Source organism: Sphaerisporangium sp. NPDC004334 (genome assembly GCF_053602655.1).
In genome coordinates this window covers 22,690-47,041 of the sequence record NZ_JBSGDZ010000014.1, presented here as the reverse complement: position 1 = coordinate 47,041, position 24,352 = coordinate 22,690, and the positions used below count along the sequence as shown (strand labels likewise).

Sequence of the window (24,352 nt, the reverse complement as noted above, 5' to 3'; positions counted from 1 at the left end):
CAGGTCTGACACCGCACCCGAGGGGCGTGCCACGCCCATCTCAGTCGGCAAGATCCGGAAATCCACCATAAGAGGTGATCGATACTGTGGTTCCGCCTACCACCGCGATCGCGGACGTATTGCAACTGCGGGGCCAGACGGGCTGGCTGAGCCCGCCGCTGCGCCCCGTCCACCGGGCGCCGGGGCTGCTCGGCCGGCCCCGTACCGTGCGGCTCGCCCCGGGACCGGGCGAACACGGCCTGGAACCGCTGCGCGCGGTCATGGACGAGTGCCTGGACGGCCGGGTGATCGTCGTGGCCGGCGCCCAGGCCGCGGCCGGCGCCGTGTGGGACGAGATCATGACCCGGGCAGCGCTGGCCCGGGGAGCGCGCGGCCTGCTCGTGGAGGGCGGGGTGCGCGACGTCAATGCCTATCGCGACCTCGGCCTGCCCGTGTGGGCGCTGTACGAGGCGACGGCCGGTCCGGGCCCGGACGTGCACGTCGCCGCCCTCGGCGGCCCCGTGGAGATCGGAGGCGTGACGGTGGACGAGAGCGCCACCATCGTCATGGACGGCTCGGGCGTGGTCGCCCTGCCCTCGACCGACGTCTTCGCCGACTCCTACATGTACGCCGACGCCGAGGAGAACGTGGTCACGGCGCTGCGCGAGGGCGCCACCCTCGCCGAGGCCAACCGGTACAAGGAGGACATGGTCACCAAGCTGCTCCGCGCGACCTGATCCGCCCCGCCACCGGTCTCGGGGGCCGGCTTCACGGCGTCGCGCCGCGGGGACCCGGCCGCTCTCAAGGCGCCGCCGGCCCCGCGGCGCGTACCTGCCTTCCACCGGGCGGGTCCGCGCCGCGGCGCCGGCGGGAGCGGTCAGTCCTTGAAGGCGTCCTTGACGTCCTTCGCGGCGTCCTTCACCCGCTCCCCGGCCTGCTTCAGGCTGCCCTTGGCCTCGTCGGCCTCGCCTTCGGCCCTGAGCTCCTCGTCGTCGGTCGCGTCGCCGACGCCCTGCTTGATCTTGCCCTTGAGCTGCTCCGCCTTGTTCGAGATCTTGTCATCAGCGCCCATGATCCGGCCCCCTTCACTGTGGGTCTGTCCCGCTAGTGCACCTGTCCGGTGCGAGGGCCGGTAAACGCCGCCGCCCGCTAACCAGTGCGTCAAGTCCCGGCGGGGCGCCGACAAAGCCGGTCAACAAGCCCTGACCAGAAACCTCGCCATGGCCGGGAAAGCCGGACATACTCGATCACGCGCGGGCAACAGCGGTAGTGCGGTTCCGGCGATGTAGCGCGGTTCCGATGATGAGGAAGCAGGACGATGGCCTCTCCCCGGCGCTCGATCGTGGTCGTGACCACGGCGGTGACCGTCGCGGCGCTCGCCGTGCTGTTCGCGGCACTGGTGTCCGGCGGCGGCTGGCCCCCGCAGCAGATCCCCGGCCTTCCCTCGCCAGGCCCGCTGACCACCGCGGGCCTGCCGGTCGTCCGGGTGCTGCTCGACGTGTGCGCGGTCGCGACGGTCGGCACGCTGTTCGCGGCCACGGCGCTGACCGGCGACCCGGACGAAAGGCGCGCCGTCACCCGCGCCGCCGGGCCCTGGGCGCTCGGCTGGGCCCTCACCGCGGCGCTCACCCAGATCCTCACCATGTCCGACCTGCTCGGACTGCCGATCGGGCAGGCGCTGGAGTCGGGCTTCCTGACCACCTACAGCATGGAGGTGCCGCAGGGGCAGGCGTTCCTGCTGGTGATGCTGCTGGCCGTGGCCGTGGCGGTGGGGAGCACGCTGCGCCTCGGCTCGCGCGCCGGCGTCCTGCTCCTCGCCGTGGCGCTGTTCGCCGTCCTGCCGCCGGCCTACGTCGGGCACTCCGCGTCGGCCGCCGACCACAACATCGCCGTCTCCAGCCTCATGGCGCACATCGGCGGGGTGACGCTGTGGGTCGGCGGCCTGTTCGCCCTGGTCTCGCACCTGCGCCGTTCGCGGGCCACCGGGGCCGCACGGGTCGTCGCGGTGCGGCGGTTCAGCGCGGTCGCGCTGTGCTGCTTCGTCGTCGTCGGCTTCTCCGGGCTGGTCAACGCCTGGATCCGGCTCGGCGGCGCGGCCCAGTTCTGGGAGACCCGGTACGGCCTGCTGGTCCTGGCCAAGATCGCGGCACTCGGGGTGCTCGGCTGGTTCGGCTGGGCCCACCGCCGCGGCACCATCGCCGCCCTGGAGGCGGAGCCCGACGCCGCGCGGCCCGACGCTGAGCAGCCCGGCGGTGAGCGGTCCGGCGGTGAGCGGTCCGGCGGTGAGCGGTCCGACGCTGGGCAGGCCGATGGTGAGCGGTCCGACGCTGAGCGGCCCGACGCTGGGCAGGCCGATGGTGAGCGGCCCGATGGTGAGCGGTCCGACGCTGGGCAGGCCGATGGTGAGCGGCCCGATGGTGAGCGGTCCGACGAGAAGCAGGCGCGGGCCGGGGGGAGGTTCCTGCGGCTGGCGACCGCGGAGGTCGGGGTGATGGCCTGCACGATCGCGCTCGCGGTCGGACTGTCGCGCACCCCGCCGCCGCGCGCCGACGCCCCGCACGGTCAGCACGAGCTGCTCGGCTACTCGCTGCCACCGTTCTCCCCGTGGCGGCTGCTCACCGAGACCCGTCCCGACCCGCTGCTGATCCTGGCCGTGGCCGGCGTGGCCGCGGCCTACCTCGTCGGCGTGTGGCGGCTGGCCCGCCGCGGGGACGGGTGGCCGGCCGGCCGCACGGCGGCGGCGCTGGCGGGCGTCCTGGTCCTGCTGTACGGCGTCGCGGGTGGAGTGTCCGCCTACGGCCCCGCGCTGTTCTCCGTGCACGCCCTGCAGTACGCGCTCGTCGGCACCGTGGGCCCGGCCCTGCTCGCCCTCGGGGCGCCTCTGGTGCCGTTCAGGGAGGCCGCGCCGCTGCTGGGCCGCGGGGTGAACGGCCCTGTGGCGACGGCGCTGACCCACCCGGCCGCCGCCACGGCCGTGTACGCGGCGCCCTACTTCGTGCTGTACGTCACCGGCCTGTTCGACCAGGCGCAGTCGAGCCTCGCCGTCCGGCTGACCGCCATGGCCGTCATGGCGCTGAGCGGGACGTGGTTCTTCTCGGTGGCCCTCGGACTCGACCCGCTGCCCCGGGCGATCGGCCCGGCGGCCCGCGTCCGCATGCTCGCGGGCGCGCTGGTCGTCCAGGTCTGGACGGCGCTGCTGTTCCTCGCGGGCCCCCCGCAGGGGCCGGACTGGTACGCCGCCCTCGCCATCCCCTGGGCGCCCGACCGCGCCGCCGACCAGAGCGCGGGCGCCCTCCTCGGCGCCGGGCCCGCCGCGGTCACGATCGCGCTGCTGATCGTCCTCATGACCGCCTGGCGGCGCCGGGCCGGCCGGCGCCTCGCGTCCCAGGACGCCCCGCCGCAGATCCACGCGACCCGGCCGTGACCCACGCGACCCGGCCGTGACCCACGCGACGCGGCCGTGACCCACGCGACCCGGCCGTGATCCGCGGGACCTGGCCGTGACCCGGGCGCTGCGCCGGGATCCGCGGCGCCTTTAGAGTGTGGCCATGACGCGGTCGCCTTCCCCCGACCCCGCGGACGGGGCCCCCGGCACGCTCGCGCGACGGCTCGGCACCGGCGACGCCGTCGTCATCGGCCTCGGCTCCATGATCGGCGCGGGGGTGTTCGCGGCCTTCGGCCCCGCCGCCGCGGCGGCCGGGTCCGGGCTGCTCCCGGCGCTCGCGCTCGCGGCGCTGGTGGCCTACTGCAACGCCACCTCCTCGGCCCGGCTCGCCGCCCGCCACCCCGCCTCGGGCGGCACGTACGTGTACGGCCGCGAGCGCCTGGGCGAGTTCTGGGGGTACCTCGCCGGCTGGGGCTTCGTGGTCGGCAAGACCGCGAGCTGCGCGGCGATGGCGCTGACCGTGGGCGCCTACGCCTGGCCCGGGCACGAGCACCTGGTGGCGGTGGCGGCCGTGGCGGCGATCACGGCGGTCGACTACGCCGGCGTGCACAAGGCGGCGTGGGTGACCCGGCTGATCGTGGCGGTCGTCCTGGTGGTGCTGGCCGTCGCCGTCGCCGCCTGTCTCACCGGCGGTCGGCCCGCGCCGGTCGCCTCCGCCGGGGCGACGGCCGGCGGGGTGCTCCAGGCGGCCGGGCTGCTGTTCTTCGCCTTCGCCGGCTACGCCCGCATCGCGACCCTCGGCGAGGAGGTGCGCGACCCGGCGCGCACCATCCCGCGGGCCATCCCCGTGGCCCTCGGCGTGACCCTGGTCGTCTACGCCGCCGTGGCCTTCGCCCTGCTCGCGACGCTCGGCCCTGGGGGTCTGGCGCGCTCGGCCGCGCCCGTCGCGGACGCCGTCCGCGCCGCGGGGGCCGGCGGGCTGGTCCCGCTGGTCACGGTGGGGGCGGCCACGGCCGCGCTCGGGTCGCTGCTGGCGCTGGTCCTCGGCGTCTCGCGCACCGTGCTCGCGATGGCCAGGGATGGGCACCTGCCCCGCCCGCTGGACGCCGTGCACCCGCGCTTCCGCGTGCCGCACCGCGCCGCGCTGGCCGTGGGCGCGGTGGTGGCCGTCGTCGCCGGGACGGCCGACGTCCGCGGCGCGATCGGCTTCTCCTCGTTCGGCGTGCTGGTGTACTACGCGATCGCGAACGCCTCCGCGCTCACGCTGTCAGCGGACGAGGGCCGCCCCCCGAGGGCGGTGCCGGTGATCGGGCTGGCGGGCTGCCTGCTGCTCGCCTTCAGCCTGCCTCTGCCGTCGGCGCTGGCCGGGGCCGGGGTGCTGGCCGCCGGGGCGGTCGCCTGGGCGGCGCGAAGGGCGTGGCGACGCTCCTCCTGACGCCCCCGGCGGCGCCGCGTCCGTGGACGACGGCGTGGACGACGGCGTGGCCGACGGCGCGTCCGTGGACGACGGCGTGGCCGGCCGGGTGAGGTCCCGGCCGGCGTCCGGGAACTAGAACAGCCAGTCCAGCAGGCCGGTCTTCTTGGTCTCGGTGGGGCTCGGCACGGGCGCCTGCGTGGTGGGCGGAGCCTGCGTGGGAGCGGAGGTCGTCGGCGAGGCCGTCGGCTTGTCGTCCTGGACCTGCGGGTCGTCCTCCGGCTCCTGCTCACGCTCGGTCGGCTTCGGCGCGGGCGGGGCCGAGGTGTGCCGGGTGCGGGTCGGCGTCGGCCGGGGCGTCGGCTCCGGCGGCGTCCGCGGGCGGGCGGCCGTCGTGGGCGCGGTCGACGGCGAGGCGCTGGGCGTCAGCGTCGGCTCCGCGGTCTCGTCGGGACCCGCGGCGCCGGTGGCCTCGTCGGTGGGCGTGGCGGCGGCCGTGCTGCCGGTGGCGGGCGCCTTCTGGCCGGCGGGGGTGCAGTCGGCGGGGGCCGCGCACGCCGCCTCGGGCTTGGAGCCGACCGAGGAGGAGACGATCCAGCCCCCGGCGACGGCGAGCACCACGATCGCGACCATGGCGAGGATGAGGCCCTTGTTCTTGCTGCCCTTCTCCTCCTCGAGGTCGGCGTCGCCCGTCCAGCCGGAGCCGAGGAACCCGCGGCGCTCCTCGGTCGCGGGGCCCTGCTCGCCGTCGGGGTCCCAGTCCTCCCCGTCCGGCCGGGCGTAGCCCTCGGGCCGCTCGTAGCCTTCCGGCCGCTCGTGGTCCTCGATCACCGGATAGCCCTCGGTGTACTCGCCGGGCTTCTCGTGGCCCTCGGCGCGGTCGTGGCCCTCGGGAGCCTCGCTCCGCTCGTAGTCGGGGCGCTCGGGCCGCGCGGGGTCGTCGTTGTGCGGGCGGACGGGCTCCTGCCCGGGCGTCCATCCGTCGGACAGCACGTCGCCGCCGGGACGCTCCGCCTCCGCGGCCCACTCGATGCTGAAGGGACCGGTCTGCTTCAGAGGATCCTCATCATGGGATCTCGGGTTGCCGTCGCGGTCCATATCGAACCTCTCTGCTCTAGAACCTGGCCGCGCACCTGCATAGCAGCTCCGACAGCGGCCTGTCCGGAAACTTCACAGTTTTTCCAACTTTCGCAATCTTCCCATGGGTCACCCAGGCCACAGGCCGGAATCGGGAATAAGGCCGCGATCTCCGTCCGTCCGTAACCCCGTCGCCCAGGGCGCGGCGGACGGCTTCCCGACGCGTTCCGGCACCCGGATACCGATCTGCCGGTGGTCGTCGTATTTTGGGTATATGGCGTCACTAAGCGGGTGAAAGCGCAGGTGGCGGGCAGGTGGCGGCAGGGCCGAACGTCCCATCGCACAGGCGCCGTAAGACCCTGCCAGGTCGCTCGGTCATGGCCGAGTCTGGAAAGCAGATTCCCTGACAGGGAGGTGCCCCATGCGATCCTTGGCCAGGTGGACGGTGAGGTGTGCCCGCCGATATCGGTTCGATCACAACCCATTACGCCGCCGATCCGACCGCATCGAGGCCATCGCCGTGCTGGTCACGCTGCTGGCGTTGCTGATCAGCGTGTGGCCGGCCGCCATCGCCGCCCATCTGGTCTACCAGCGCGGCGTGGCCGCCGAACGCCTGGAGCCGGTCCAGCGCAAGCAGGTCACCGCCGTCCTGATGGAGGACGCCGCCAGCACCAGCACGGTCTCCTCCCAGGGCGCCGTGCTCGGCATCAAGGCCAAGGTCCGTTGGTACACCCCGGACGGTCGTCCGCACACCGAGACCCTGGCCGTTCCCGCCCAGGCGAAGTCCGGCTCCACTCTGGAGATGTGGGTCGACGCCTCGGGTCGTCCGGTCGCCGCTCCCCGGACGCACGCGCAGACCGTCGCCGACACGGTCGTCGCCGGTCTCGGCGTGCTGTTCGCGGCCTGCGGAGTCCTGTTCACCAACCTCGCGCTGTTCCGGTGGCTGCTCGACCGCCGTCGCTACGCCGAATGGGACCAGGCATGGGCGGGCGCCCACCAGCGGTGGCGGCGGCCACGGCAGCCGTGAGAGCGGTGACGCCGTGAACCGGCCCGTGGTCGTCGGCGTCGACGGCTCGCCGCCGTCGCTCGCGGCCGTGCGCTGGGCCGCCATGGACGCCGTACGGCGTGGGCGGACCCTGCGCGTGGTCCACGTCATCGACCCTTGGGTCTTCGACCAGCCGCTGACCACTCCGCCGGGGTTCCGCGACTCCCTGTCGGAGCTTTCCGGCACCGTGCTGGCCGAGGCCGCGCGCGGGGCCGGCGGGCTGGCGCCCGCGCTCGCGGTGGAGGCGGTCACCCTCACCGGCACCGTCCGCGAGGAACTGCTGACCGCCGCCAGGGACGCCGAGGTGCTGGTCGTCGGCAGCCGCGGCCTGGGTGGGTTCCTCGGCCTGCTGCTCGGCTCGGTGTCTATGGGCGTCGCCGGGCGCGCCGCCTGCCCGGTCGTGGTCGTCCGGCACACCGAGCAGGCGGCGTACGGCGAGGTCGTCGTGGGTCACGACGGCTCACCGGGGTCTGAGGCGGCACTGGAGTACGCCTTCGAGGAGGCCGCCCGCCGGGGGACGCCGCTCCGCGTCATCTACGCCTGGCAGGTGGGCTCCATGCTGCCGATGTTCGGGGCCTACGGCTCGGACCTGGAGAAGGTGTACGAGTCCGGCGTGCGCGCCGCACAGGACCGGCTGTCGCCTTGGCGCGAGAAGTTCCCGCAGGTGCGGCTGCGCGACTCGGTCGTCCAGGCCCATCCGGTCGAGGCGCTGTGCGAGGCGTCGCGTGCGGCCGGCCTGCTCGTCGTCGGGTCGCGGGGGAGGGGCGGCCTCGGCTCGGCCGTGCTCGGTTCGGTCAGCCACGGCGTGCTCCACCACGCCGCGAGCTCGGTCGCGGTGGTGGGTTCGCGGGCCGCCCGGCCGGTCGAGGGGAGCCGGGACCGATGAGCGGCGGCCTCCGGCGAGGAAAGGGGAGGCGAGGCGGATGAAGCAGAGCCTCCGGCTCGGTCGCGTGGCCGGCATCCCGGTGGGCGCCCACTGGTCCACGCTGGCGATCATCGCGCTGATCGGCTGGGCCCTGGCCGGCTCGGTCCTGCCCGAGGCCGTCCCCGGACTGCCCCCGGTGCAGTACTGGACGGTCGCCGTGGTCACCTCCGTGGTGTTCCTCGGCACGCTGCTGGCCCATGAGCTGGCGCACGCCCTGGTAGCCCGCCGCCGCGGGATCCCTGTGCGGTCGATCACCCTGTGGCTGCTCGGCGGCGTCACCGAGTTCGCCGGAGAGGAGGCGAAGACCCCGAAGGACGAGCTGCAGGTGTCGGCGGCGGGGCCGCTCACCAGCCTGGCGCTGTCGGGACTGTTCTTCCTGGCGTCGCTGCCGTTGCGGGGCCCGGCCGTGCTCGTCCCGGCCGTGCGGTGGCTCGCGCTGATGAACGCCGTGCTGGCGGTGTTCAACATGCTGCCCGGGGCTCCGCTGGACGGCGGCCGGGTGCTGCACGCCATCCTGTGGAGCCGGCACGGCGACCGCCTGCGGGCCGACCGCTCGGCGGCCCGGGCGGGGCAGGCGCTCGGCATGGCGCTGATCGCGATCGGCGGGGCGGAGCTGCTGCTGCTGGCCTGGACCGGCGGCCTGTGGACGATGCTGATCGGGTGGTTCCTGGCGGGGGCCGCGCGCAGCGAGAACATCGCCCGCGCGGCCCACCGGGGGCTCGCCGGGTGGCGGGTGCGCGATGTCATGACCCCCTCGCCCGACCTCGCCCCCGCCTGGGGCGACCTCGACGACTTCGTGGGCAACGTGGCGCTGCGCTCGCGGCAGACGGTGTTCCCGGTGGTCGACTTCGCGGGGAGCCCGGCGGGCACCCTGTCGCTGGAGAGGCTGACGGCCATCCCTGCGCGGCAGCGCCACGACAGCCGGGTGGCGAGCGTGTGCAGGCCACTGTCCCCCGACCGCGTGCTCGGCCCGGACGACGACGCCGGCCGCATCCTCGGGCTGTCGTCCCTCAGCGGGGAACTGGTGGCCGTGGTCGCCGACGCGGGTCACGTCGTCGGCATGGTGACCTCCGCCGACCTCGCCCGCGCCCTCCAGCAGGCCGTCCTGCGCACCACCACGGCCGCCCCGCCCCCCGGTCATCCCGGGCCGCCGCTCCACCCCCACCCCGACGCGCCCGGCGACGAGCCGCCCGACCGGCGCCTGCCCGGCTGATCGAGGTGCCGTCCACCGTCGCGGACTCGTCTCAGCCGTCGCGGCAGCGGAGCAGCAGCATCGCGGCGTCGTCGTGGAGCGGCGCGTCGACGTGGGCGACCAGGTCGAGCCGCAGGGCCTCCAGCGCGGCCTCAGGGTCGTCGTCCTTGAGCAGGAACGCCCGTTCGGTGAGCGGGTAGAAGCGGCCCGCGCGGTCGCGGGCCTCGATCACCCCGTCGGTGTAGAGCAGGATCTGGTCGCCCGGCGCGAAGTCGACCTGGTGGGGGTTCGGGCCGTCGACCTCCAGCACCGCCAGCCCCAGCGGCGGGGCGGTGTCGTCCGGCTCCGCCAGCGTGATCTCGCCGTTGGCGCGCAGGATGAGCGGCGGCGGATGGCCGTAGTTGAGCAGGGTGAGCCGCCCGCCGGGGTCGGCGTCCACCAGGATGGCGGTGACGAACTCCTCGCCCGACAGGCGCCGGTTGAGCGCTTTCTCCAGCCGGCCGCTGACGCCGCGCAGGTCGGCCTCGTCGTGGGCCGCCTCGCGGAAGGCGCCGAGCACCAGCGCCGCGGTCTCGACGGCCTCCAACCCCTTGCCCTGAACGTCGCCGACGATGGCGCGCACCCCGCCGGGGCCGGTGACCACCTCGTAGAGGTCGCCGCCGATGCGCGCCTCGGCGTTCGCCGAGGTGTAGGAGACGGCCGCGCGGAGGTGGCCCGCCAGCCGGGGGACCGGCCTGAGCAGCACGCGCTGCGCGACCTCGGCCACGGAGCGGACGCTCGCCAGCTCGCGCTCGCGGCGCTGCCGCCCCACCGTGGCCAGGATGCTCGCCGCGGTGACCCCGGTGATGGAGATCAGGCTCATGTTGCTCTGGCGGTCGCCGAGGACCCCCGCGTACAGCGCGAGGAGCAGCGAGAGGATCAGCGCCACGACGCCGATCACGACCGTGCGCCGCACGCCGCCCACCAGGCTGGCGAACGCGGATCCGACCGCCAGCAGGGAGAGGTAGTTGAGGTCGGGTCCGGAGATGACGTCGACCGCGGCGACGATGCCCAGGGAGGCGAAAGGCAGCGCGCCCATGAGCCGCTGCGTTCTGCGACTGACCGCGCTCATAGGCGGCGTCCCGCTGCCGTGACGGTTCGTTCTCGCTGCCGACCGTTCGTCACAGGATGCCTCCGTGGAATAGGACCTTCTCGGTGGTGTGCCGACCAGGCTTCCCGGTGCTCCGCGGTAACTGTAACAAGGCGGCGAAAGGGCGAACAGCGTTCTGGCCTTACGCGATGGCCACAGCCGTGAACGGTGCGGCTACGGAGACGGCGGGCCGGGGCAGCCGGCGAATCGGAAGTGAGCCGGCGTTCGCGGGGAACCCGGGTCATGAAAGAATCTTGAGTTACGGCGAAATGGGATAATTTCCACCATTTACCGCTTATGCCAGAAAGCACCTCGACAACCTCACAACTACAACGAACTGGACGCCCTCCGGCGTCGGAAAGCCGGATCGAGCCTGCCCGAGCGCAATTCTAGCCGGGAGGTCTCTGAAGGGCTCATGAATCGAACTTTACTCGGGGATCAGCCGGCCGGGACCGATTCGATGCAGGCCCTCGACTTTCCACGACCGGTCCGCCTGGATGCCCTCCGATAATGCTTTGAGACGATAAATCATGCTCAGGCCGGCAGCTTGCTATGAGTCGTTGGTGGGAGTTCGTCGATGCGCGGGCAGGCGGGCGGTGAAGCACGCGCCGCCGCCCCCGCTCTCGGTGACGGCCACGGCGCCGCCGTGCAGGACGACGATCTCCCGGACGATCGCCAGGCCGAGGCCCGACCCGCCCGCGTCCCTCGTGCGGGCCTCGTCGAGCCTGGTGAAACGGTCGAAGACGGCGTCGCGGTCCTCCACGGGAATGCCGGGCCCGTCGTCGCGCACCTCCAGCACGGCGCCGTCCCCGTCCGCCCCCTCGGCGGCCACGCGGACCTCGACCGACGACGTCGCGTGCCGCACGGCGTTGTCCACCAGATTGACGATCATCCGCGCGAGGTGCGGGCGGGAGCCGCGCACCACCACGTCGGGCTGGACGTCCAGCTCGACGCGAATGCCCGCCCGCGGGCGCGGGCGCAGCGACTCCTCCGCCGCCACCTGTCCGAGGTCCACCTCGTCGGCCCTCGGCGGCGCCCCGGCGTCCAGGGCCGCCAGCAGCAGCAGGTCGGCGGCCAGCGACTGCAGCCGCCGCACGTCGCACAGCGCCTCGACGGCCGTCTCGCCGGCGGGGGCCAGCTCCAGACGGGTGCGCAGCGTCGCGATCGGGCTGCGCAGCTCGTGGGCCGCGTCGGCGACGAAGCGCCTGTGCTGCTCGACGGCCCTCTCCAGGCGGTCGAGGGTGGCGTTCACGGTGCGGGCGAGCGCCGCGACCTCGTCCCGCGCCGCCGGCACGGGTACGCGCCGGTGCAGGTCGCGCGCGGTGATGTCGGCCAGCCGGGCCCGTATGGCGGACACCGGCACCAGCGCCCGGCCGACGAAGAACCAGGTCATCGCGGCCACCAGAAGCAACAGGACCGGGATGCCGAAGACCAGCAGCCGGTTCAGCACGGCCAGCGCCTCACGCGCCGGGCCCAGCGAACTGCGTGCCATGACGGTCACCGGCCCCGCGCCGGTCTCCACGACGGTGCTGGCCGTCGTGTACGCCCCGGCGCCCCAGCCGGGGCCCGGGGCCTCGGCGGGAAGCCCGATATGGACGTCCGGATCGGGCACCGTCCGCAGGGAGGCCTCGCTCGGCGCGCCGGACACGCCGTCCTTGGTGATCGTGAGCGCGGCGCCCTTCGCCGAGCCGGGGACACCGGCCGATTTCACGGGGCCGGAGGAACCGGCCGTCTTCGCGGGGCCGGGGGAACCGGCCGTCTTCGCGGGGCCGGATGTACCGGCCGTTTCCGCCGGACCGGGCGAACCGGCTTTCTTCGCGTCGGACTCGGGGACCGCCGGCATGGGGGCGACGGCCAGGCGGCTCGCCGCCACCCCGGCCCGTTGCGCGGCCTCCGCGTTCGCGCTGCGCTCCAGGTCGGCGCGCAGGATCGTGGTCAGCGCGACGGCCGCGGCCGCGAGGGCGGCCGCGACGATGAGGGTCGCGGCCACGGTCGCGCGCAGCCGGACCGACCACCGCATCAGCGTCGCCCGTCGAGGCGGTAGCCGGCACCCCGCACGGTGACCAGGGAAGAACGGCCGAACGGGGTGTCGATCTTGCGGCGCAGCGCGCTGATGTAGACCTCCACGATGCTCGGATCGCCCTCGTAGGCGAAGTCCCACGCCTGCCGCAGCAGCTCGGCCTTGGAGACCACCTCGCCGGGCCGCCGGGCGAGGCCGTGCAGCACCGCGAACTCCTTGGGAGTGAGGGCGATGTCCACCCCGGCGCGGCTGCACCGCATTCCAGCAGGATCGACCACCAGGTCGCCGACCGTCAGCGCGACCGGCCGCTCCCGGCCGCCCCGCCGCACCAGGGCACGCAGCCGGGCCAGCAGCACGACGTAGGAGAACGGCTTGGACAGGAAGTCGTCGGCCCCGTTGTCCAGCGCCTCGGCCTCGTCGTACTCGCCGTCCTTGGCCGTCAGCATCATGATCGGCGTCCAGTCGCCCCCGTCGCGCAGGCGCCGGCAGACCGCGTACCCGTTCAGCCGGGGCAGCATCACGTCGAGCACGATCGCGTCGTAGGCATTTTCGGCAGCCATCCACAGGCCCTCGGGCCCGTCGTGGGCGACGTCGACGGCGAAGCCCTCGTTCGCCAGGCCGTTCTTGACCAGGGCCGCCAGGCGGCGCTCGTCCTCGACCAGTAGCACGCGCATGGGTCAAGGGTGCCGGACGCCACCTGAAAGGCGGCTTAAGATCATTTCGGCCGGCTTCAGGGTGGCTTCAGGTGACCGTCGGCAGGGTCTTTCTCCGTCGGACCCGCAAGGCCGGCCCGCGAGGGGCCGGCCGGTCACTAGGAGAAGCTCATGATCGACAAGCGCCTGCGCGTGGTGCTGTCCGCCGGGGTGCTCGGGGTGGCCCTGGCCGCCACGCTCACCGCCGCCGCGAACGCCGACAACGCACCCGGCGACGACCCCGTGGTGCTCCATGCGACCCGCGCCTGCGGGCACACGATGACGCTGGTGCGCAAGGACGGCAAGGTCTACCTCGACGACGGCACGGGACTCAAGGAGCTGAAGCCCGGCGACGCGGCGCCCGCGGCGCCCGCGGTCCCCGCCCTGCCGCCGACCGGCCAGGCGCCCGAGACGGCCACCCCGCCCCACGGCGACGCCCCCGAGACGGCCACCCCGCCCGACGGCGACGCGCCGGAGAAGGGCGCTCCGCCCGCCGGTGACGCGCCGGAGGGGGCGACCACGGCGCCGGTCGTGCCCGATGGCGGCGGCACGCCCCTGGCCACGCCCGACGCCACCAGGACGCTGACCACGGTGCCCGATGGCGAGGGCGTGCCGCCGGCCGCCGGGGCGCCGGAGCCCGGGGAGAAGGCCGAGATCCTCCGCGCGGAGAAGGACACCAGGGTGAGCGGGACGGCTCCGGACGGGGACGGGAAGGGCGCGGGCACGTTGACCTGCGCCGTGCCGGCCCAGGCCCGGGAGGACCGGCAGGACGGCGAGGCCCGGGGGACGCGCCAGACCCATGAGGCCCGACAGGAAGAGCAGGCCGAGTAGGCCGGCGACGCGCAAGGCGGCCGGCGGCCCCGGCTGAGGTGGTTACCGTGCCATCGGGTCGGGGGGCCGGCTCAAGGGTGTTCGCGGGCCGGTGGCTTGAGCTGGAGCTCGTCCAGCAGGCTGCTGGTCGCCGCGGCGACCGCCTCGACGGCGCGCTCGAACGCCTCGGTGTTGCGCGCCGACGGGGCGCGGAACCCTGAGATCTTGCGGACGTACTGCAACGCGGCGGCCCTTACGTCGTCGTCGGTGACGTCACTGGTGTAGGGCTCGCGAAGTGTCTTGATGCTCCGGCACATGAAAGGACGGTACGTCATGGGCGCGGAGGGCGGGGGACCCCGTCCCAGGCGCAGGGGTGACCCCAGCGGGCGGGCGCGCACGGGACGGGCGTCGGCCTGGCCGCGTCGCGCCTGTGCTCCGTATGCCGGGAAACTCCCGGTAAAGCGGCGGTTGGCGGGCGTTATCCGCCGACGTCCGGAGGGGATGGGCACTACATCTCTGACCGACGGAGGCCGCCATGGCGCAGAAGACGACCGCCGCCCCGAAGGACGCCGAGCGCGGACGTGCCGAGACCGGCCCCGAGGATTCCGCGCGCCCCGCCGCGCGGAAGGCGGAGCCCCGGAAAGGCGCCGTCCGGAGTGCGGCGTCGGGGTCGGGCGGCTCGCGGAGTGCGGCGTCGGGGTCGGGCGGCTCGCGGAGTGCGGCGTCGGGGTCGGGCGGCTCGCGGAGTGCGGCGTCGGGGTCGGGTGGTGCCCGGAGTTCCGCGGCGCGATCGAGTAGTGCGCGGGGTGCCGCGTCGCGGTCGGGCGGCGCCGGGGGGGAGGGGCCGCGGGCTGAGGCCGCCGCGCCCGCCCGGCGCCATCGGGCCCCCGCCTCGCGGCCGGCGGTGACGCTGCCGCTGATCGGGCGGGTGGTCCTGCCGCCGCCGGACCGGCTGGCCTTCTACGCGGCGCTGGGCCTGCTCTCGGCCTTCAACATCATCGAATGGCCGCTGGCGCTGGTCATCGGATTGGGGCACTTCCTGGCGGAGCAGCGTCTCTCGCGCGTCCTGCGAGGCATAGGACAGGCGGCGGAGGCCGTCTAGAGTGAATGCCGCATTTCCGGTTGATGACCGTCAATGCCGATGAATATCGCTTATCGTCAATAGCGCGCAAAATTCCAACACGCCGACCATCGGCAACGGACCGCAAACATGGCAACAAGTCTCGACAGGGGGCGGATATCGGCGTTCGGTGAATCGGTTGTGGTCCGTTCGGCTCGGGTACATGGTCCTCGCCCGCCGAAATAGGACAAAGGAGTCATATCAATGACTTTCAACCCTCTGGAACAGCAGGGAATCCCGCTGGACCGGCAACTGCGCAACTGGCGGGAACTCAACGTCCCCCAGCTCGACCCGGACCATTCCGATCCCTACGCCCGCTGCCGGGTCATCACCATGAACGGCATCGAGGTCGAAGCGATCATGTTCGGCCACCACTTCGCCCGGCACTGCCCCGATCTGGACGTGCGGCGGCAGCTCGCCGAGGTGCGCTACATCGAGCAGCAGCAGCAGAAGGCCGTGAACTGGCTGCTGCCCGGCCTGGCCTCGGTGCTGGAGACCACGATCGCCTACGAGCAGGTGGCCGTCGACCTGACGGCCTGGGTCGCCCGGATGGAGCCCGACCCCTACCTCAAGCAGGCGTTCGAGTTCGGCATGCTGGAGGACTTCGACCACCTGTACCGGTACGCCAACCTGTACGAGCTGATCGAGCACCGCAAGGCCGAGAAGATCGTGGACGCGCTGACCGAGGTCATGCCCGGGCGGCCCACGCCCCTGCACCACCGGCACCCGATCGACAACGTCCGCGACCACTACGACAAGGACACCGCGAGCCCGATCTCCAAGCTGCACACCCTGACGATCATGGCCGCCGAGCAGCAGACCATGAACTTCTACATGAACGTCGGGCCGGAGTACATGGAGGAGATCGCCCGCCGGCTCTACCAGGAGATCGGGCTCATCGAAGAAGAGCACGTCACCCACTACGAGTCGCTGCTCGATCCGAACGAGACCTGGTGGGAGATGCTGGTCAACCATGAGTACAACGAGTGCTACATGTACTACTCGTTCATGGAGACCGAGTCCGACGACCGGCTGAAGTCGATCTGGGAGCTGCACCTGAACATGGAGCTGGAGCACCTGCGCATCGCCTGCGACCTGATGCGCCGCCACCAGGGCCGCGAGCCGGCCGAGATCCTGGCGCCGAGCTTCCCGGAGCCGGTGACCTTCGAGCCGAACAAGATCTACATTCGTGAGATCCTCGCCACGCAGATCGATCTCACCACGCTCGGGACGGGGTACGTGCGCGACGCGCACGAGCGGTTCCAGCGCTTCCAGGACCGGTTGCACGGCGGCGAGCCCGCGCCCAGCGACCAGGTGCTGGAGGAGACCACGGCGAAGTTCGGGCAGGACTACCGGATGGAGACCGAGGGCCCGCACCCCGTGCCCAGCATGCGCCGTCCCGCCCACTGACAGGGGACGGACAGGACCGGCGCCCGCGCGGCGCGGCACCGCCCGCCCGGCCTTCCAAGGACCGGGCGGGCGGTGGCGTGTGCGGTCGGCGGTCAGGTGTTCTTCTTGCCCATCGCCTGGCGGACCACGTCACGGACGCGGTCGAACATGGCCGTCGGCGTTCCGACCAGGACGTTCTTGGTGGCCGACTCCACGCCCGGGTGCGGGTGCGTCGGGGCGAGCGCCTCGGCGGCCTTGACGCCGAGCGCCATCGCCCGCCGCTCGGCCGAGTTGGTCTCCCGCACGAGCTGGGCGAACTCGTAGCGCTCCTCGGCCCGGGCGTGCTCCTCGACGGCGATGCGCAGCTTCTGCAGGTGTGAGGGGAACGAGGGGTCGTCGGTCCCCCGCTCCTCCATGAGCGTGAGCAGCTGCTTGGCCTCGTTCTCCTCGCGCAGCCGCTCGTCGACGATGGCGTCGCCGCCGTCGAGCGCGCGCCTGGCGTAGGGGTGGACGACCTCCTCCTCGGCGGTCTCGTGGACGGCCAGCAGGCGCACCAGGTCCTGGAACGCGTCGGCCCGCGTCTCGCCGGTGGCCTGCTCCACCTCGTCGAACATGTCCCTGATGGCCGCGTGCTGGCGGATCAGCAGCCCCACCACGTCGCTCTCGTCCATCAGCTCAGGCATGGTCTTGCTCTTGGCCATTGCGGTTCCCCCCGTGTCGTCGCCGCGGTGGCTCGGTTCTCCGCCGTCGGGCAATGAAGACCTTCCCCACCGCCGGTGGCGACACGGACATCTACCGACAAGGGCCAGCAAAAGAGGTCATGTTCGGAGCGGAACTCCCTCGATGCCGGAAGTCCCCGGATGCCGGAACGCCCCGGGTCCGCCGGCAGGTGCGGGAGTACGGCCGGGGGCCGTACTCCCGCGAAGGGCGCGGCTCAGCTCGCGGCGCACGTGTATCCGGACGGCACCGAGGAGGTGCCGTCGGGACGGCCGCCCTGGAAGCCGAACGTCGTTCCGGCGCCCGGCCCGAGCGCGCCGTTGTAGGAGGCGTTGCGGGCGGTCACCGTCTGCCCGCTGGTGCTCACGGTCGCGCCCCACGACCCGGTGATGGTGTGGCCGGAGGGCAAGGTGAAGGTCACCGTCCATCCCTTGATGGCGGCGGTGCCGGTGTTGGTGACCGTGATCGGCTGGATGACGTAGCCGTTGCCCCACTGGCCCTGCGTGGTCGCCGTGACGCTGCATCCGCCCGTGCCGCCGCTTCCCGCCGTGGTGGTGAAGGTCACCAGGGCGGAGTCGCCGGAGAGGTTCCCCGCGCCGTCACGGGCCCGCACGTAGACCTGGTACCGCGTGCTCGCGCTCAGTCCGGTGAGGGTGATGGAGTTGGTGGTCGTCTGGCCGAGCCGCGGGTCGGTGCTGCCCTGCTCGCGGTAGACGTCGTAGCCGGCCAGGCCGGAGCCGCCGGAGTCGGTCGAGGCGGTCCAGGTCAGCGTGGCGCCCGAGGAGGTCACGGCGGAGGCCGCCGGGGTGCCCGGGGTGCTCGGCGGTGTCGTGTCGGAGGGGTCGCCGCCGCCGAAGATCGACGCCTGCCTGGCCGTCTGCTTGATGCCGTTGGCGCCGTTGAGGATGCGCTGACCCCAGGACGTCAGTGCGCTGGGGTTGAAGTTGGTGACCATGTCGAGATACTCGACGCCGCCGCTGTTGCCGCTCCACGACCAGCCGAGGTAGCCGATGCCGCGCGACTGGGCCTGCGCCATGATCGTGTCCTCGTCGGGGTCGCCGTCGGAGTGCATGTTGCCGAACTCGCCGACGACCAGCGGCAGTCCGGCCGTCCGGAAGGCGTCGAAGTAGGCGTTGATCTCCGCGGCGGTGTCGAAGACCCCGTACATGTGGATGGAGAACACGGTGTTGCGCTGGGAGTCGGCGGCGGCCACGGTGGCGGCGGTGTCCCGCATGACGAACTGCCAGTCCTGGCCCCAGTTGGGCGCGTCCACCATGATCAGGTGCTGGAAGCCGTTGCCGCGCAGGCGGCTGATCGCGTTCGAGGTCGCCTGGGTCCAGCCGCTGACGTTGTTGTTGCCGTACGGCTCGTTGCCGATGTTGAGGACGACGTAGTCCTCCTGGCCGACCAGGGCGCTCTTGACGCTGATCCAGTAGTCGACCGCCGCGTCGAGCGTCACGGCGCCGCTCTGCTCGCCGTAGCCGGTGGTGTCGTGGTCCTCCAGGATGCAGATCAACCGGTTCGCCTTGCACTGCGCGATGACGTTCGCCACGTCGCTCGCGCCGTTGGCCGTCCAGCGCCCGCCGCTCAGCACGACGCGCACCGCGTTCGCGCCGAGGGACTTGATGCCCGCGAGCGAGGAGGTGGTCTGGCTCGCGTACCAGGTGTGCGCGTGGCTGACGCCCCGCAGGACGAAGGTGCTGCCGTTCGCCTCGACGATGTTCCTGCCGCTCACGTGCAGTCCGGCCGCCGCGCCCGCGGGCGGTGCGGCGGCGAGCATCGAGACCAGGAGCGCGAGCAGGGCGGCCGTCGCCGCCGCCGTTCGGAGTCGCTTTCTCATCGATCACCTTTCATGGGAGGCCATTAACCGGTTAAGTCACACGGCGGACGCCGCTGAGTCCGACGGTCGGGGAGCGCTCTCATGGTGGGTAGGTCGCGTTCGGATGTACAGCATGGGGTGTGCGCCGGACGGCACGGCGCGCCCGCGCCGGCCCCGGCGCGGGCGCGCGACCGTCCCGCGACATCGCAAGACGCCGGCACGGCGCCGCGCCGGGCTCGCGCCCCGGCGGTGGGGGGTGGGAGGAGGAGCTGAAACTTTCAGCTCGTCAGGGGCGCGCGCGACCGTTCCGCCGGTCGGAGACGAGCGCACGACGAGCCGGTCTCCGGCCGGGGGAAGGAGGAGGGTAAGGGGCTCGGCCGGTCAGAGGAAGATGCTCTGCGGCACGGTCACCCCCAGGCTGGAGATCGGGCACAACCGGTCGAGCGCCGCGGCGATCTCGGGCACCACCTCCAGAGTGGCGCGCACCACCGGGTCGGTCACCTTCAGGTACGCCAGGTGCCGGATGCCGTGCGCGACGACGTTCGCCACGGTCATGTCGTCAGGAGTGGGAGTGGCCGGCGCGCCTCCTCTCGCCACGCGCATGTAGGGCAACCGCACGGCGGGCAGGTGCGTCCACGGGTCCGGGCACACCGCGTACGTCAGCACGACCTCGCCGCTCGGCTCGTACCGCCAGCTCGTCGAGTGCACGGTCACGCTCACCTGTTCGGCGCTCACCCCGGCGGCACGGCGGGCGGCTTGGTCGGGGTTCTCACCGGGCAGAGGCGTGGTGACCAGCCGGCGGTAGGACCAGCCGCCGGAGGAATCCGCCCGCAATGCGAGGGTCTCGACCATCACCGTCGCCGTAGAAGTGCCGATCTCTTGTGTCAGCATGCGTTTCCAATCCCGTCATCGGCCCACCCGTGGGCGCCCCCCATCAGGGCTATTGCAACGAGTATGCAGGAGCGGTCACCACGCATCGCATCTTTGCTATTGCCGTAAGTGCCGCATGTGTGCTGGCTTGGACTCGTGCATGAGGAGGCGAGTGCGATGCCGGAGAGACCGGGAGTGCTGGTGCTCATGGGATCGGGGGAGACGGCCCCGACCATGGTGGAGGTCCACCGTTCCGTGGTCGGCAGATTCGGCCGGGGACCCCGGGCCCTGTTGCTGGACACGCCCTACGCGTTCCAGGAGAACGCGGCCGACATCTCCGCCCGCGCCCGGCGTTACTTCGCCGACAGCGTCGGGGTGAAGGTGGAGGTCGCCTCGGGCTCGGGCGCCCTGATCGAGGCCGACTGGGTCTTCTCCGGGCCGGGCAGCCCGACCTACGCGCTCGATCATTGGCGGGGGACGGAGGTCGGCGCCGCTTTGAAGGCCCGGGTGGGCTCCCGCAGCGGCGCCACGGTGCTGGCCTCCGCGGCGGCGTGCACGGTGGGGGTGGCGGCCGTGCCGGTCTATGAGATCTACAAGGTGGGCGCCGAGCCGCACTGGCGTGACGGGGTCGACATCCTGTCGTCGCTGGGGCTGCCGGTCGTGGTGATCCCGCACTACGACAACACCGAGGGCGGCACGCACGACACGCGCTTCTGCTATCTGGGCGAGCGGCGGCTGTCGCAGATGGAGCGCGAGTTACCCGACGAGGTCGCGGTGCTCGGCATCGACGAGCACACGGCCGTCGAGATCGACCTGCGGGCCGAGACCGTCACGGTGCGCGGACGCGGCGCGCTGACCGTCCGCCGCCCGGGCGCGCAGACCGAGTTCCCCACCGGCAGCACCCTGGCCCTGGCGGAGCTGCGCGAACTGGCCAAGGGCGTCTCGGGGTTCGTCCCCGCCGCGCCGGTCGCCCAGGCGCCCGAGGAGGAGTCCTCCAGCGCCACGCTGGCCGAGTCGGTGCAGCGGTGCGAGTCGCGGTTCGACGCCGCCGCCGCGTCCGGCGACGCCGGCGCGCTGAGCGAGGCCGTCCTGGAGCTGGAGGGCGAGATCACCCGGTGGGCCGCCGACACCGAGGAGGACGAGGGCGGAGTGGACCAGGCCCGCGCGGTGCTGCGCCACCTGGTCGCGCGGCTCGGCGGCCTGGCCGACCTGAGCTCCCCGCACGACCGGCTCGCGCCGTTGGTCGAGCCGCTGGTCGCCCTGCGGGGACGGCTGCGCAAGGAGGGGGCTTACGACACGGCCGACGCGGTGCGGGACGCGCTCGCCGAGGGGGGCGTCCTGGTCGAGGACACCCCGCAGGGCCCGCGGTGGACCCTGCGCTCCTGATCTCTCCGGGAGGCATGCCCGCCATTCGGGGATTATTGAGTCGAATGTCCCATTCGATGGCGGGCACATCTTCCCTATGGTCAGAACGACGCAACCCCGTGACCCCTGTGATGTGGCCGTCGGTGACGCGGTCACCTGGAAGAGCCACGGATCCACCGCCTCAGGGACGGTCGAAGAGAAGATCACCGAACGCACCGAGCGAGCCGGCCGTGTCGTGGACGCCTCGGAGGAGGAGCCGCAGTACCTGGTGCGCAGCGACAAGAGCGGCAGGAGCGCCGTCCACAAGGCGTCGGCCCTGCGGAAGAAGCGCTGAGATGGCGAAGGACGAGCACCGCATCGCCGCGGAGTTCGGCGAGGCGGTCAACATGACGCCCAAGGAGATCGAGCGGTGGCTGGACACCCCGCAGTCCCAGGCCGCCGGGGACAAATCGGGCGGCGAGGAGTCCACCGGGCACGCCTCCGGCCGCCGCATCGCGGAGATCCTCCGCAAGAAGGCCGGGGACCTCTCGGAGGACGACTACGCCCACATGCGGAAGGTCACCGGCTACGTCCACCGCCACCTCGCGCAGCGCCCCTCCCACGACGTCCGGGACTCCCGCTGGCGCCATTCGCTCATGAACTGGGGCCACGACCCGCTCAAGTGACCCCGTGCTGACCGCCGTTTCCGCGCCCTTCCAGGACTAGGGCCGTTCGCGGCGGGCAGAGGGGAACCCGTGGTCGACGAGGGACTGGTGTTGCTGCTGGCGTGGAGCCAGCTGCTCGCGCTCCTGGCGTTGCTCGGGTACTTCCTGCTGCGGGGCAGGTCATGAGGCCCCCCGCGCCGCCGGGTCCCGCGCCGCGGCCGGGAAGGCGCCGGCTCGCGCGCGCCCTCCCGCAGGCGGCGCTGCTCGCGGTCCTCGCCACCGCGTGCGTCAGCCCGGCCTGGGACGACCACGACTACGGGCTCAAGGCGGGCGCCACCGCCCAGGCCGCCGCGTCCAGCGTGGAGCTGGTGCGGCTCGCGGTCAGGGACCACGACCGGCTCACCACCCCGTACCTCAAGACGGTGCTCACCGAGGCGTCCGGGGACCTCGGCAGCGTGAACGACCAGTTCGGCGGGGTGCAGCCGCCCTCCGACGCCGCCGACCGGCTGCGCACGCAGGTCACCGACCTCACCTCGGAGGCCGAGGAGGAGGTCCAGAGCCTGCTCATCGAGGTCAGGCGGGACGGGTTGCGCGACCCGCGCGGGGCCGACCGCAGGCTCGGGGAACTCGCCGGGCGGCTGCGGGAGATCGAGGAGGCCCACCGGTGAAGAAGCTGTTCGCCGTGACCCTGGGCATCCTGACCGCCTTCGGCGGGTTCGTCGACATCGGGGACCTGGTGGCCAACGCCCTGGTCGGCGCCCGGTTCGGCATGTCGCTGGCCTGGGTGGTCATCGTCGGCGTCATCGGCATCTGCCTGTTCGCCGAGATGTCCGGACGCATCGCGGCCGCCTCCCAGCGCCCGGTCTTCGACCTGGTGCGCGAGCGGCTCGGCCCGCGCGCCGGCCTGGTCAACCTCGGCGCCTCCTTCTTCATCAACGTGCTGACGCTGGCCGCGGAGATCGGCGGCGCCTCGCTGGCGCTGGAGCTGGCCACCGGCGTCAACTACCTGCTGTGGGTGCCCGGCGTGGCGCTGGTGGCCTGGCTGGTGATGTGGCGGGTCAAGTTCGAGACGATGGAGCGGATCTTCGGCCTGGCCGGGCTGGCGCTGGTCGTCTTCGCGGTGGCGCTGTGGCTGCTCGGCCCCGACTGGGGGCGGCTGGCCCACCAGGTGACCCACCCGCCATCCGACGAGGGCGTGCCGACGTACTGGTACTACGCGATCGCGCTGCTCGGCGGGCCATGACGCCCTACGAGGTGTTCTTCTTCTCCTCGGGCGGCGTCGAGGAGCGCTGGACGCGCAAGGACCTGGTCACCTCCCGGGCCAACGTCTTCGTCGGGTTCCCCCTCGGCGGCTTCCTGTCGCTGGCGATCGCCGGATGCGCGGCCACGGTGTTCCTGCCGGTGCACGCGCAGGTGGACACCCTGGGCCAGATGGTGCTGCCCGTCGGGCTCGGCCTCGGCCAGGTCGGTCTGGCGCTGGTCATCTTCGGGATCTTCGCGGCCACGTTCGGCGCGACGCTGGAGACGGCCCTGTCGTCGGGCTACACGCTCAGCCAGTACTTCGGCTGGCAGTGGGGCAAGTACGTGCGGCCGCGGCAGGCGTCGCGGTTCCATGTGGTGGTGCTGGTGGTGACGATCGTGGCGGCCGCCCTGGTGCTCACCACCGTGGACCCGATCAAGGTGACCGAGTACTCGCTGGTCTTCTCGGCCGCCGCGCTCCCGCTGACCTACCTGCCGGTGCTGATGATCAGCAACGATCCCGACTACATGGGCGACCAGGTCAACGGCCGGTTCTCCAACGCGCTCGGCACGGTGTACATGGTGCTGCTCGTCGTGGTCGCCGTGGCGGCGATCCCGCTGATGCTCGCGACGAAGGCGGGACAATGAGCCAGAAGGCGAGGACCCTGCACGCCCAGCTCCACCTGCTGGACCGCCAGGTGGTGCACGCCGGCGACGGCCGCCTGGTGTGCAAGGTGGACGACGTGGAGCTGTCGGCCGGTGAGGACGGCCGCCCGTACGCGACCGCGATCCTCAGTGGGCCGCTCGCGCTCGGGCCGAGGATCGGCGGCGTGGCCGGCCGGCTGATCGTCGCCACCACGGAGCTGTTCCGGCCGGAGGAGCGCCCGGCGCCGCAGCGCATCCCGATGGCGCTGGTGTCGGAGATCGGCGGCGCCGTCCAGGTGAGCGGGGATCCCCCGGAGGCGGCCCTCGAACGCTGGGTGCGGGAGCACCTCATCGCGCCCATTCCCGGCAGCGACGGCGGCGGCGAGGCGGGGGACGGCGGCGACGAGGAGCCGCCCGCCCCGCGTCCCTCCGCCGAGCCCGAGGACGGGGATCGCACGCGCCTCGCGCCGCTCCTCGGCCGCCGGGTCCTCGACGCCGACGGCGCGCCGGTCGGGCAGGTGGCCGACGTCCAGCTCACCCAGGACGGCCCCCTGCTGGAGGGCGTGCAGAACGCCTTCCAGGTCTCCGGCCTCATCGTGGTCCCCCGGCACACCGGGCAGCTGTTCGGGTACGAGCGGGGCCCGGGGGGCCAGGCGCCGGCGCTGGTCCGCACGATCATCCGCCGCCTCCACCGGGGCAGCAGGTACGTCGCTTGGCCGCAACTGGCCTCGCCGCTCCCGGACGCCGGCCCGATACGGCTGTCCGCGCGCCTGGCGGAGCTGGCCTCCCTCGCCGAGCTCTACGAGCGGGACACCGCAGGGTGACGGTTTCGGCGCCCGATGCGGGGGCAGCCGAAGACCGATCCCGTACTAGAGG

25 protein-coding genes are annotated in these 24,352 nt (G+C 73.0%); 16 read left to right on the top strand and 9 right to left on the bottom strand.

The window, feature by feature from the left end; genetic code table 11:
• Positions 1–86: 86 nt before the first annotated feature.
• Entirely contained in the window at positions 87–716 is a 630-nt protein-coding gene (locus ACWEN6_RS19430) for an RraA family protein (protein ID WP_354851529.1), read from the top strand.
• Positions 717–856: 140 nt separating this feature from the next.
• Here the strand turns inward: ACWEN6_RS19430 and ACWEN6_RS19425 are convergent, their stop codons facing one another.
• On the bottom strand, positions 857–1,051 hold the full coding sequence (locus ACWEN6_RS19425) for a CsbD family protein (RefSeq protein WP_452571518.1): 195 nt from the start codon (positions 1,049–1,051) through the stop codon (positions 857–859).
• 246 nt (positions 1,052–1,297) lie between these two features.
• On the opposite strand from ACWEN6_RS19425, the gene ACWEN6_RS19420 reads away from it, so the two are divergent.
• Positions 1,298–3,403, top strand: coding sequence for a cytochrome c oxidase assembly protein (locus tag ACWEN6_RS19420; protein ID WP_452571516.1), 2,106 nt, complete (start codon positions 1,298–1,300; stop codon positions 3,401–3,403).
• A gap of 124 nt (positions 3,404–3,527) precedes the next feature.
• A complete protein-coding gene (locus tag ACWEN6_RS19415) occupies positions 3,528–4,799 on the top strand; it encodes an APC family permease (protein WP_452571514.1) in 1,272 nt (423 codons plus the stop codon).
• Between the two features lie 114 nt (positions 4,800–4,913).
• Here the strand turns inward: ACWEN6_RS19415 and ACWEN6_RS19410 are convergent, their stop codons facing one another.
• Positions 4,914–5,876, bottom strand: a complete 963-nt coding sequence (locus ACWEN6_RS19410) for a hypothetical protein (RefSeq protein ID WP_452571512.1) — start codon at positions 5,874–5,876, stop codon at positions 4,914–4,916.
• Between the two features lie 400 nt (positions 5,877–6,276).
• Here ACWEN6_RS19410 and ACWEN6_RS19405 point away from each other — a divergent pair, with 400 nt between their 5' ends.
• Genes ACWEN6_RS19405 through ACWEN6_RS19395 form a run of 3 tightly spaced genes read left to right on the top strand, consistent with a single transcriptional unit; the run spans position 6,277 to position 9,038 of the window.
• On the top strand, positions 6,277–6,882 hold the full coding sequence (locus ACWEN6_RS19405; RefSeq protein ID WP_354851517.1) for an Rv1733c family protein: 606 nt from the start codon (positions 6,277–6,279) through the stop codon (positions 6,880–6,882).
• Between the two features lie 13 nt (positions 6,883–6,895).
• Positions 6,896–7,786 carry a universal stress protein gene (locus tag ACWEN6_RS19400; protein WP_452571510.1) on the top strand — a complete coding sequence of 297 codons (891 nt, stop codon included), beginning with the start codon at positions 6,896–6,898 and terminating at the stop codon, positions 7,784–7,786.
• A gap of 37 nt (positions 7,787–7,823) precedes the next feature.
• Positions 7,824–9,038 carry a site-2 protease family protein gene (locus ACWEN6_RS19395; protein ID WP_452571508.1) on the top strand — a complete coding sequence of 405 codons (1,215 nt, stop codon included), beginning with the start codon at positions 7,824–7,826 and terminating at the stop codon, positions 9,036–9,038.
• A gap of 31 nt (positions 9,039–9,069) precedes the next feature.
• On the opposite strand, the gene ACWEN6_RS19390 is transcribed toward ACWEN6_RS19395, so the two are convergent.
• The 3 genes from ACWEN6_RS19390 to ACWEN6_RS19380 all read right to left on the bottom strand — a co-directional run bounded on the left by ACWEN6_RS19390 (position 9,070) and on the right by ACWEN6_RS19380 (position 12,840).
• Complete coding sequence (locus tag ACWEN6_RS19390) at positions 9,070–10,128, bottom strand: PP2C family protein-serine/threonine phosphatase (RefSeq protein WP_452571506.1); 1,059 nt, start codon at positions 10,126–10,128, stop codon at positions 9,070–9,072.
• A gap of 568 nt (positions 10,129–10,696) precedes the next feature.
• Positions 10,697–12,166 (bottom strand): ATP-binding protein, encoded by a 1,470-nt coding sequence (locus ACWEN6_RS19385; protein WP_452571504.1) that lies wholly within the window; start codon positions 12,164–12,166, stop codon positions 10,697–10,699.
• Positions 12,166–12,840: a response regulator transcription factor gene (locus ACWEN6_RS19380; RefSeq protein ID WP_452571502.1), complete on the bottom strand. Its 675-nt coding sequence runs from the start codon at positions 12,838–12,840 to the stop codon at positions 12,166–12,168. The genes ACWEN6_RS19385 and ACWEN6_RS19380 overlap by 1 nt, the downstream gene beginning before the upstream one ends.
• A 150-nt stretch (positions 12,841–12,990) precedes the next feature.
• Here ACWEN6_RS19380 and ACWEN6_RS19375 point away from each other — a divergent pair, with 150 nt between their 5' ends.
• Positions 12,991–13,689 (top strand): hypothetical protein, encoded by a 699-nt coding sequence (locus ACWEN6_RS19375; protein ID WP_452571500.1) that lies wholly within the window; start codon positions 12,991–12,993, stop codon positions 13,687–13,689.
• A 71-nt stretch (positions 13,690–13,760) separates the two neighbouring features.
• Here the strand turns inward: ACWEN6_RS19375 and ACWEN6_RS19370 are convergent, their stop codons facing one another.
• Positions 13,761–13,985: a DUF2277 domain-containing protein gene (locus ACWEN6_RS19370; protein WP_354851498.1), complete on the bottom strand. Its 225-nt coding sequence runs from the start codon at positions 13,983–13,985 to the stop codon at positions 13,761–13,763.
• 587 nt (positions 13,986–14,572) lie between these two features.
• Here ACWEN6_RS19370 and ACWEN6_RS19365 point away from each other — a divergent pair.
• On the top strand, positions 14,573–14,770 hold the full coding sequence (locus ACWEN6_RS19365) for a hypothetical protein (protein ID WP_354851495.1): 198 nt from the start codon (positions 14,573–14,575) through the stop codon (positions 14,768–14,770).
• A gap of 222 nt (positions 14,771–14,992) precedes the next feature.
• Entirely contained in the window at positions 14,993–16,198 is a 1,206-nt protein-coding gene (locus ACWEN6_RS19360) for a hypothetical protein (protein WP_452571498.1), read from the top strand.
• Positions 16,199–16,290: 92 nt separating this feature from the next.
• Here ACWEN6_RS19360 and ACWEN6_RS19355 read toward each other — a convergent pair whose 3' ends face one another.
• The 3 genes from ACWEN6_RS19355 to ACWEN6_RS19345 form a co-directional block, all read right to left on the bottom strand.
• The gene (locus ACWEN6_RS19355) at positions 16,291–16,878 is read right to left on the bottom strand and encodes a hemerythrin domain-containing protein (protein ID WP_452571496.1); all 588 of its coding nucleotides are present in this window, start codon (positions 16,876–16,878) and stop codon (positions 16,291–16,293) included.
• Between the two features lie 233 nt (positions 16,879–17,111).
• Positions 17,112–18,734, bottom strand: coding sequence for a cellulase family glycosylhydrolase (locus tag ACWEN6_RS19350; RefSeq protein ID WP_452571494.1), 1,623 nt, complete (start codon positions 18,732–18,734; stop codon positions 17,112–17,114).
• Between the two features lie 360 nt (positions 18,735–19,094).
• Positions 19,095–19,604, bottom strand: a complete 510-nt coding sequence (locus ACWEN6_RS19345; RefSeq protein ID WP_354851484.1) for a hypothetical protein — start codon at positions 19,602–19,604, stop codon at positions 19,095–19,097.
• A 156-nt stretch (positions 19,605–19,760) separates the two neighbouring features.
• On the opposite strand from ACWEN6_RS19345, the gene ACWEN6_RS19340 reads away from it, so the two are divergent.
• The 7 genes from ACWEN6_RS19340 to ACWEN6_RS19310 all read left to right on the top strand — a co-directional run bounded on the left by ACWEN6_RS19340 (position 19,761) and on the right by ACWEN6_RS19310 (position 24,300).
• A complete protein-coding gene (locus ACWEN6_RS19340; protein ID WP_452571492.1) occupies positions 19,761–20,969 on the top strand; it encodes a hypothetical protein in 1,209 nt (402 codons plus the stop codon).
• Positions 20,970–21,081: 112 nt separating this feature from the next.
• The gene (locus tag ACWEN6_RS19335; RefSeq protein ID WP_452571490.1) at positions 21,082–21,282 is read left to right on the top strand and encodes a DUF2945 domain-containing protein; all 201 of its coding nucleotides are present in this window, start codon (positions 21,082–21,084) and stop codon (positions 21,280–21,282) included.
• 1 nt (position 21,283) lies between these two features.
• Positions 21,284–21,613 (top strand): DUF3140 domain-containing protein, encoded by a 330-nt coding sequence (locus tag ACWEN6_RS19330; protein ID WP_452571488.1) that lies wholly within the window; start codon positions 21,284–21,286, stop codon positions 21,611–21,613.
• A 161-nt stretch (positions 21,614–21,774) separates the two neighbouring features.
• Complete coding sequence (locus ACWEN6_RS19325; protein ID WP_452571486.1) at positions 21,775–22,260, top strand: hypothetical protein; 486 nt, start codon at positions 21,775–21,777, stop codon at positions 22,258–22,260.
• Positions 22,257–22,835, top strand: a complete 579-nt coding sequence (locus tag ACWEN6_RS19320) for an NRAMP family divalent metal transporter (protein WP_452571484.1) — start codon at positions 22,257–22,259, stop codon at positions 22,833–22,835. Before ACWEN6_RS19325 ends, ACWEN6_RS19320 begins: the two co-directional genes overlap by 4 nt.
• The gene (locus ACWEN6_RS19315; protein WP_452571482.1) at positions 22,832–23,479 is read left to right on the top strand and encodes a divalent metal cation transporter; all 648 of its coding nucleotides are present in this window, start codon (positions 22,832–22,834) and stop codon (positions 23,477–23,479) included. Before ACWEN6_RS19320 ends, ACWEN6_RS19315 begins: the two co-directional genes overlap by 4 nt.
• Positions 23,476–24,300, top strand: coding sequence for a hypothetical protein (locus tag ACWEN6_RS19310; protein ID WP_452571480.1), 825 nt, complete (start codon positions 23,476–23,478; stop codon positions 24,298–24,300). The genes ACWEN6_RS19315 and ACWEN6_RS19310 overlap by 4 nt, the downstream gene beginning before the upstream one ends.
• Positions 24,301–24,352: the final 52 nt, after the last annotated feature.

What these genes read in the sequence shown, in the direction of transcription:
- ACWEN6_RS19345 (WP_354851484.1), bottom strand. Translation starts at nt 19,604, where the DNA reads ATGCTGACACAAGAGATCGGCACTTCTACGGCGACGGTGATGGTCGAG.
- ACWEN6_RS19405 (WP_354851517.1), top strand. Translation starts at nt 6,277, where the DNA reads ATGCGATCCTTGGCCAGGTGGACGGTGAGGTGTGCCCGCCGATATCGG.
- ACWEN6_RS19380 (WP_452571502.1), bottom strand. Translation starts at nt 12,840, where the DNA reads ATGCGCGTGCTACTGGTCGAGGACGAGCGCCGCCTGGCGGCCCTGGTC.
- ACWEN6_RS19390 (WP_452571506.1), bottom strand. Translation starts at nt 10,128, where the DNA reads ATGAGCGCGGTCAGTCGCAGAACGCAGCGGCTCATGGGCGCGCTGCCT.
- ACWEN6_RS19355 (WP_452571496.1), bottom strand. Translation starts at nt 16,878, where the DNA reads ATGGCCAAGAGCAAGACCATGCCTGAGCTGATGGACGAGAGCGACGTG.
- ACWEN6_RS19415 (WP_452571514.1), top strand. Translation starts at nt 3,528, where the DNA reads ATGACGCGGTCGCCTTCCCCCGACCCCGCGGACGGGGCCCCCGGCACG.
- ACWEN6_RS19395 (WP_452571508.1), top strand. Translation starts at nt 7,824, where the DNA reads ATGAAGCAGAGCCTCCGGCTCGGTCGCGTGGCCGGCATCCCGGTGGGC.
- ACWEN6_RS19385 (WP_452571504.1), bottom strand. Translation starts at nt 12,166, where the DNA reads ATGCGGTGGTCGGTCCGGCTGCGCGCGACCGTGGCCGCGACCCTCATC.
- ACWEN6_RS19425 (WP_452571518.1), bottom strand. Translation starts at nt 1,051, where the DNA reads ATGGGCGCTGATGACAAGATCTCGAACAAGGCGGAGCAGCTCAAGGGC.
- ACWEN6_RS19370 (WP_354851498.1), bottom strand. Translation starts at nt 13,985, where the DNA reads ATGTGCCGGAGCATCAAGACACTTCGCGAGCCCTACACCAGTGACGTC.
- ACWEN6_RS19360 (WP_452571498.1), top strand. Translation starts at nt 14,993, where the DNA reads ATGACTTTCAACCCTCTGGAACAGCAGGGAATCCCGCTGGACCGGCAA.
- ACWEN6_RS19310 (WP_452571480.1), top strand. Translation starts at nt 23,476, where the DNA reads ATGAGCCAGAAGGCGAGGACCCTGCACGCCCAGCTCCACCTGCTGGAC.
- ACWEN6_RS19350 (WP_452571494.1), bottom strand. Translation starts at nt 18,734, where the DNA reads ATGAGAAAGCGACTCCGAACGGCGGCGGCGACGGCCGCCCTGCTCGCG.
- ACWEN6_RS19410 (WP_452571512.1), bottom strand. Translation starts at nt 5,876, where the DNA reads ATGGACCGCGACGGCAACCCGAGATCCCATGATGAGGATCCTCTGAAG.
- ACWEN6_RS19340 (WP_452571492.1), top strand. Translation starts at nt 19,761, where the DNA reads ATGCCGGAGAGACCGGGAGTGCTGGTGCTCATGGGATCGGGGGAGACG.
- ACWEN6_RS19315 (WP_452571482.1), top strand. Translation starts at nt 22,832, where the DNA reads ATGACGCCCTACGAGGTGTTCTTCTTCTCCTCGGGCGGCGTCGAGGAG.
- ACWEN6_RS19375 (WP_452571500.1), top strand. Translation starts at nt 12,991, where the DNA reads ATGATCGACAAGCGCCTGCGCGTGGTGCTGTCCGCCGGGGTGCTCGGG.
- ACWEN6_RS19330 (WP_452571488.1), top strand. Translation starts at nt 21,284, where the DNA reads ATGGCGAAGGACGAGCACCGCATCGCCGCGGAGTTCGGCGAGGCGGTC.
- ACWEN6_RS19420 (WP_452571516.1), top strand. Translation starts at nt 1,298, where the DNA reads ATGGCCTCTCCCCGGCGCTCGATCGTGGTCGTGACCACGGCGGTGACC.
- ACWEN6_RS19325 (WP_452571486.1), top strand. Translation starts at nt 21,775, where the DNA reads ATGAGGCCCCCCGCGCCGCCGGGTCCCGCGCCGCGGCCGGGAAGGCGC.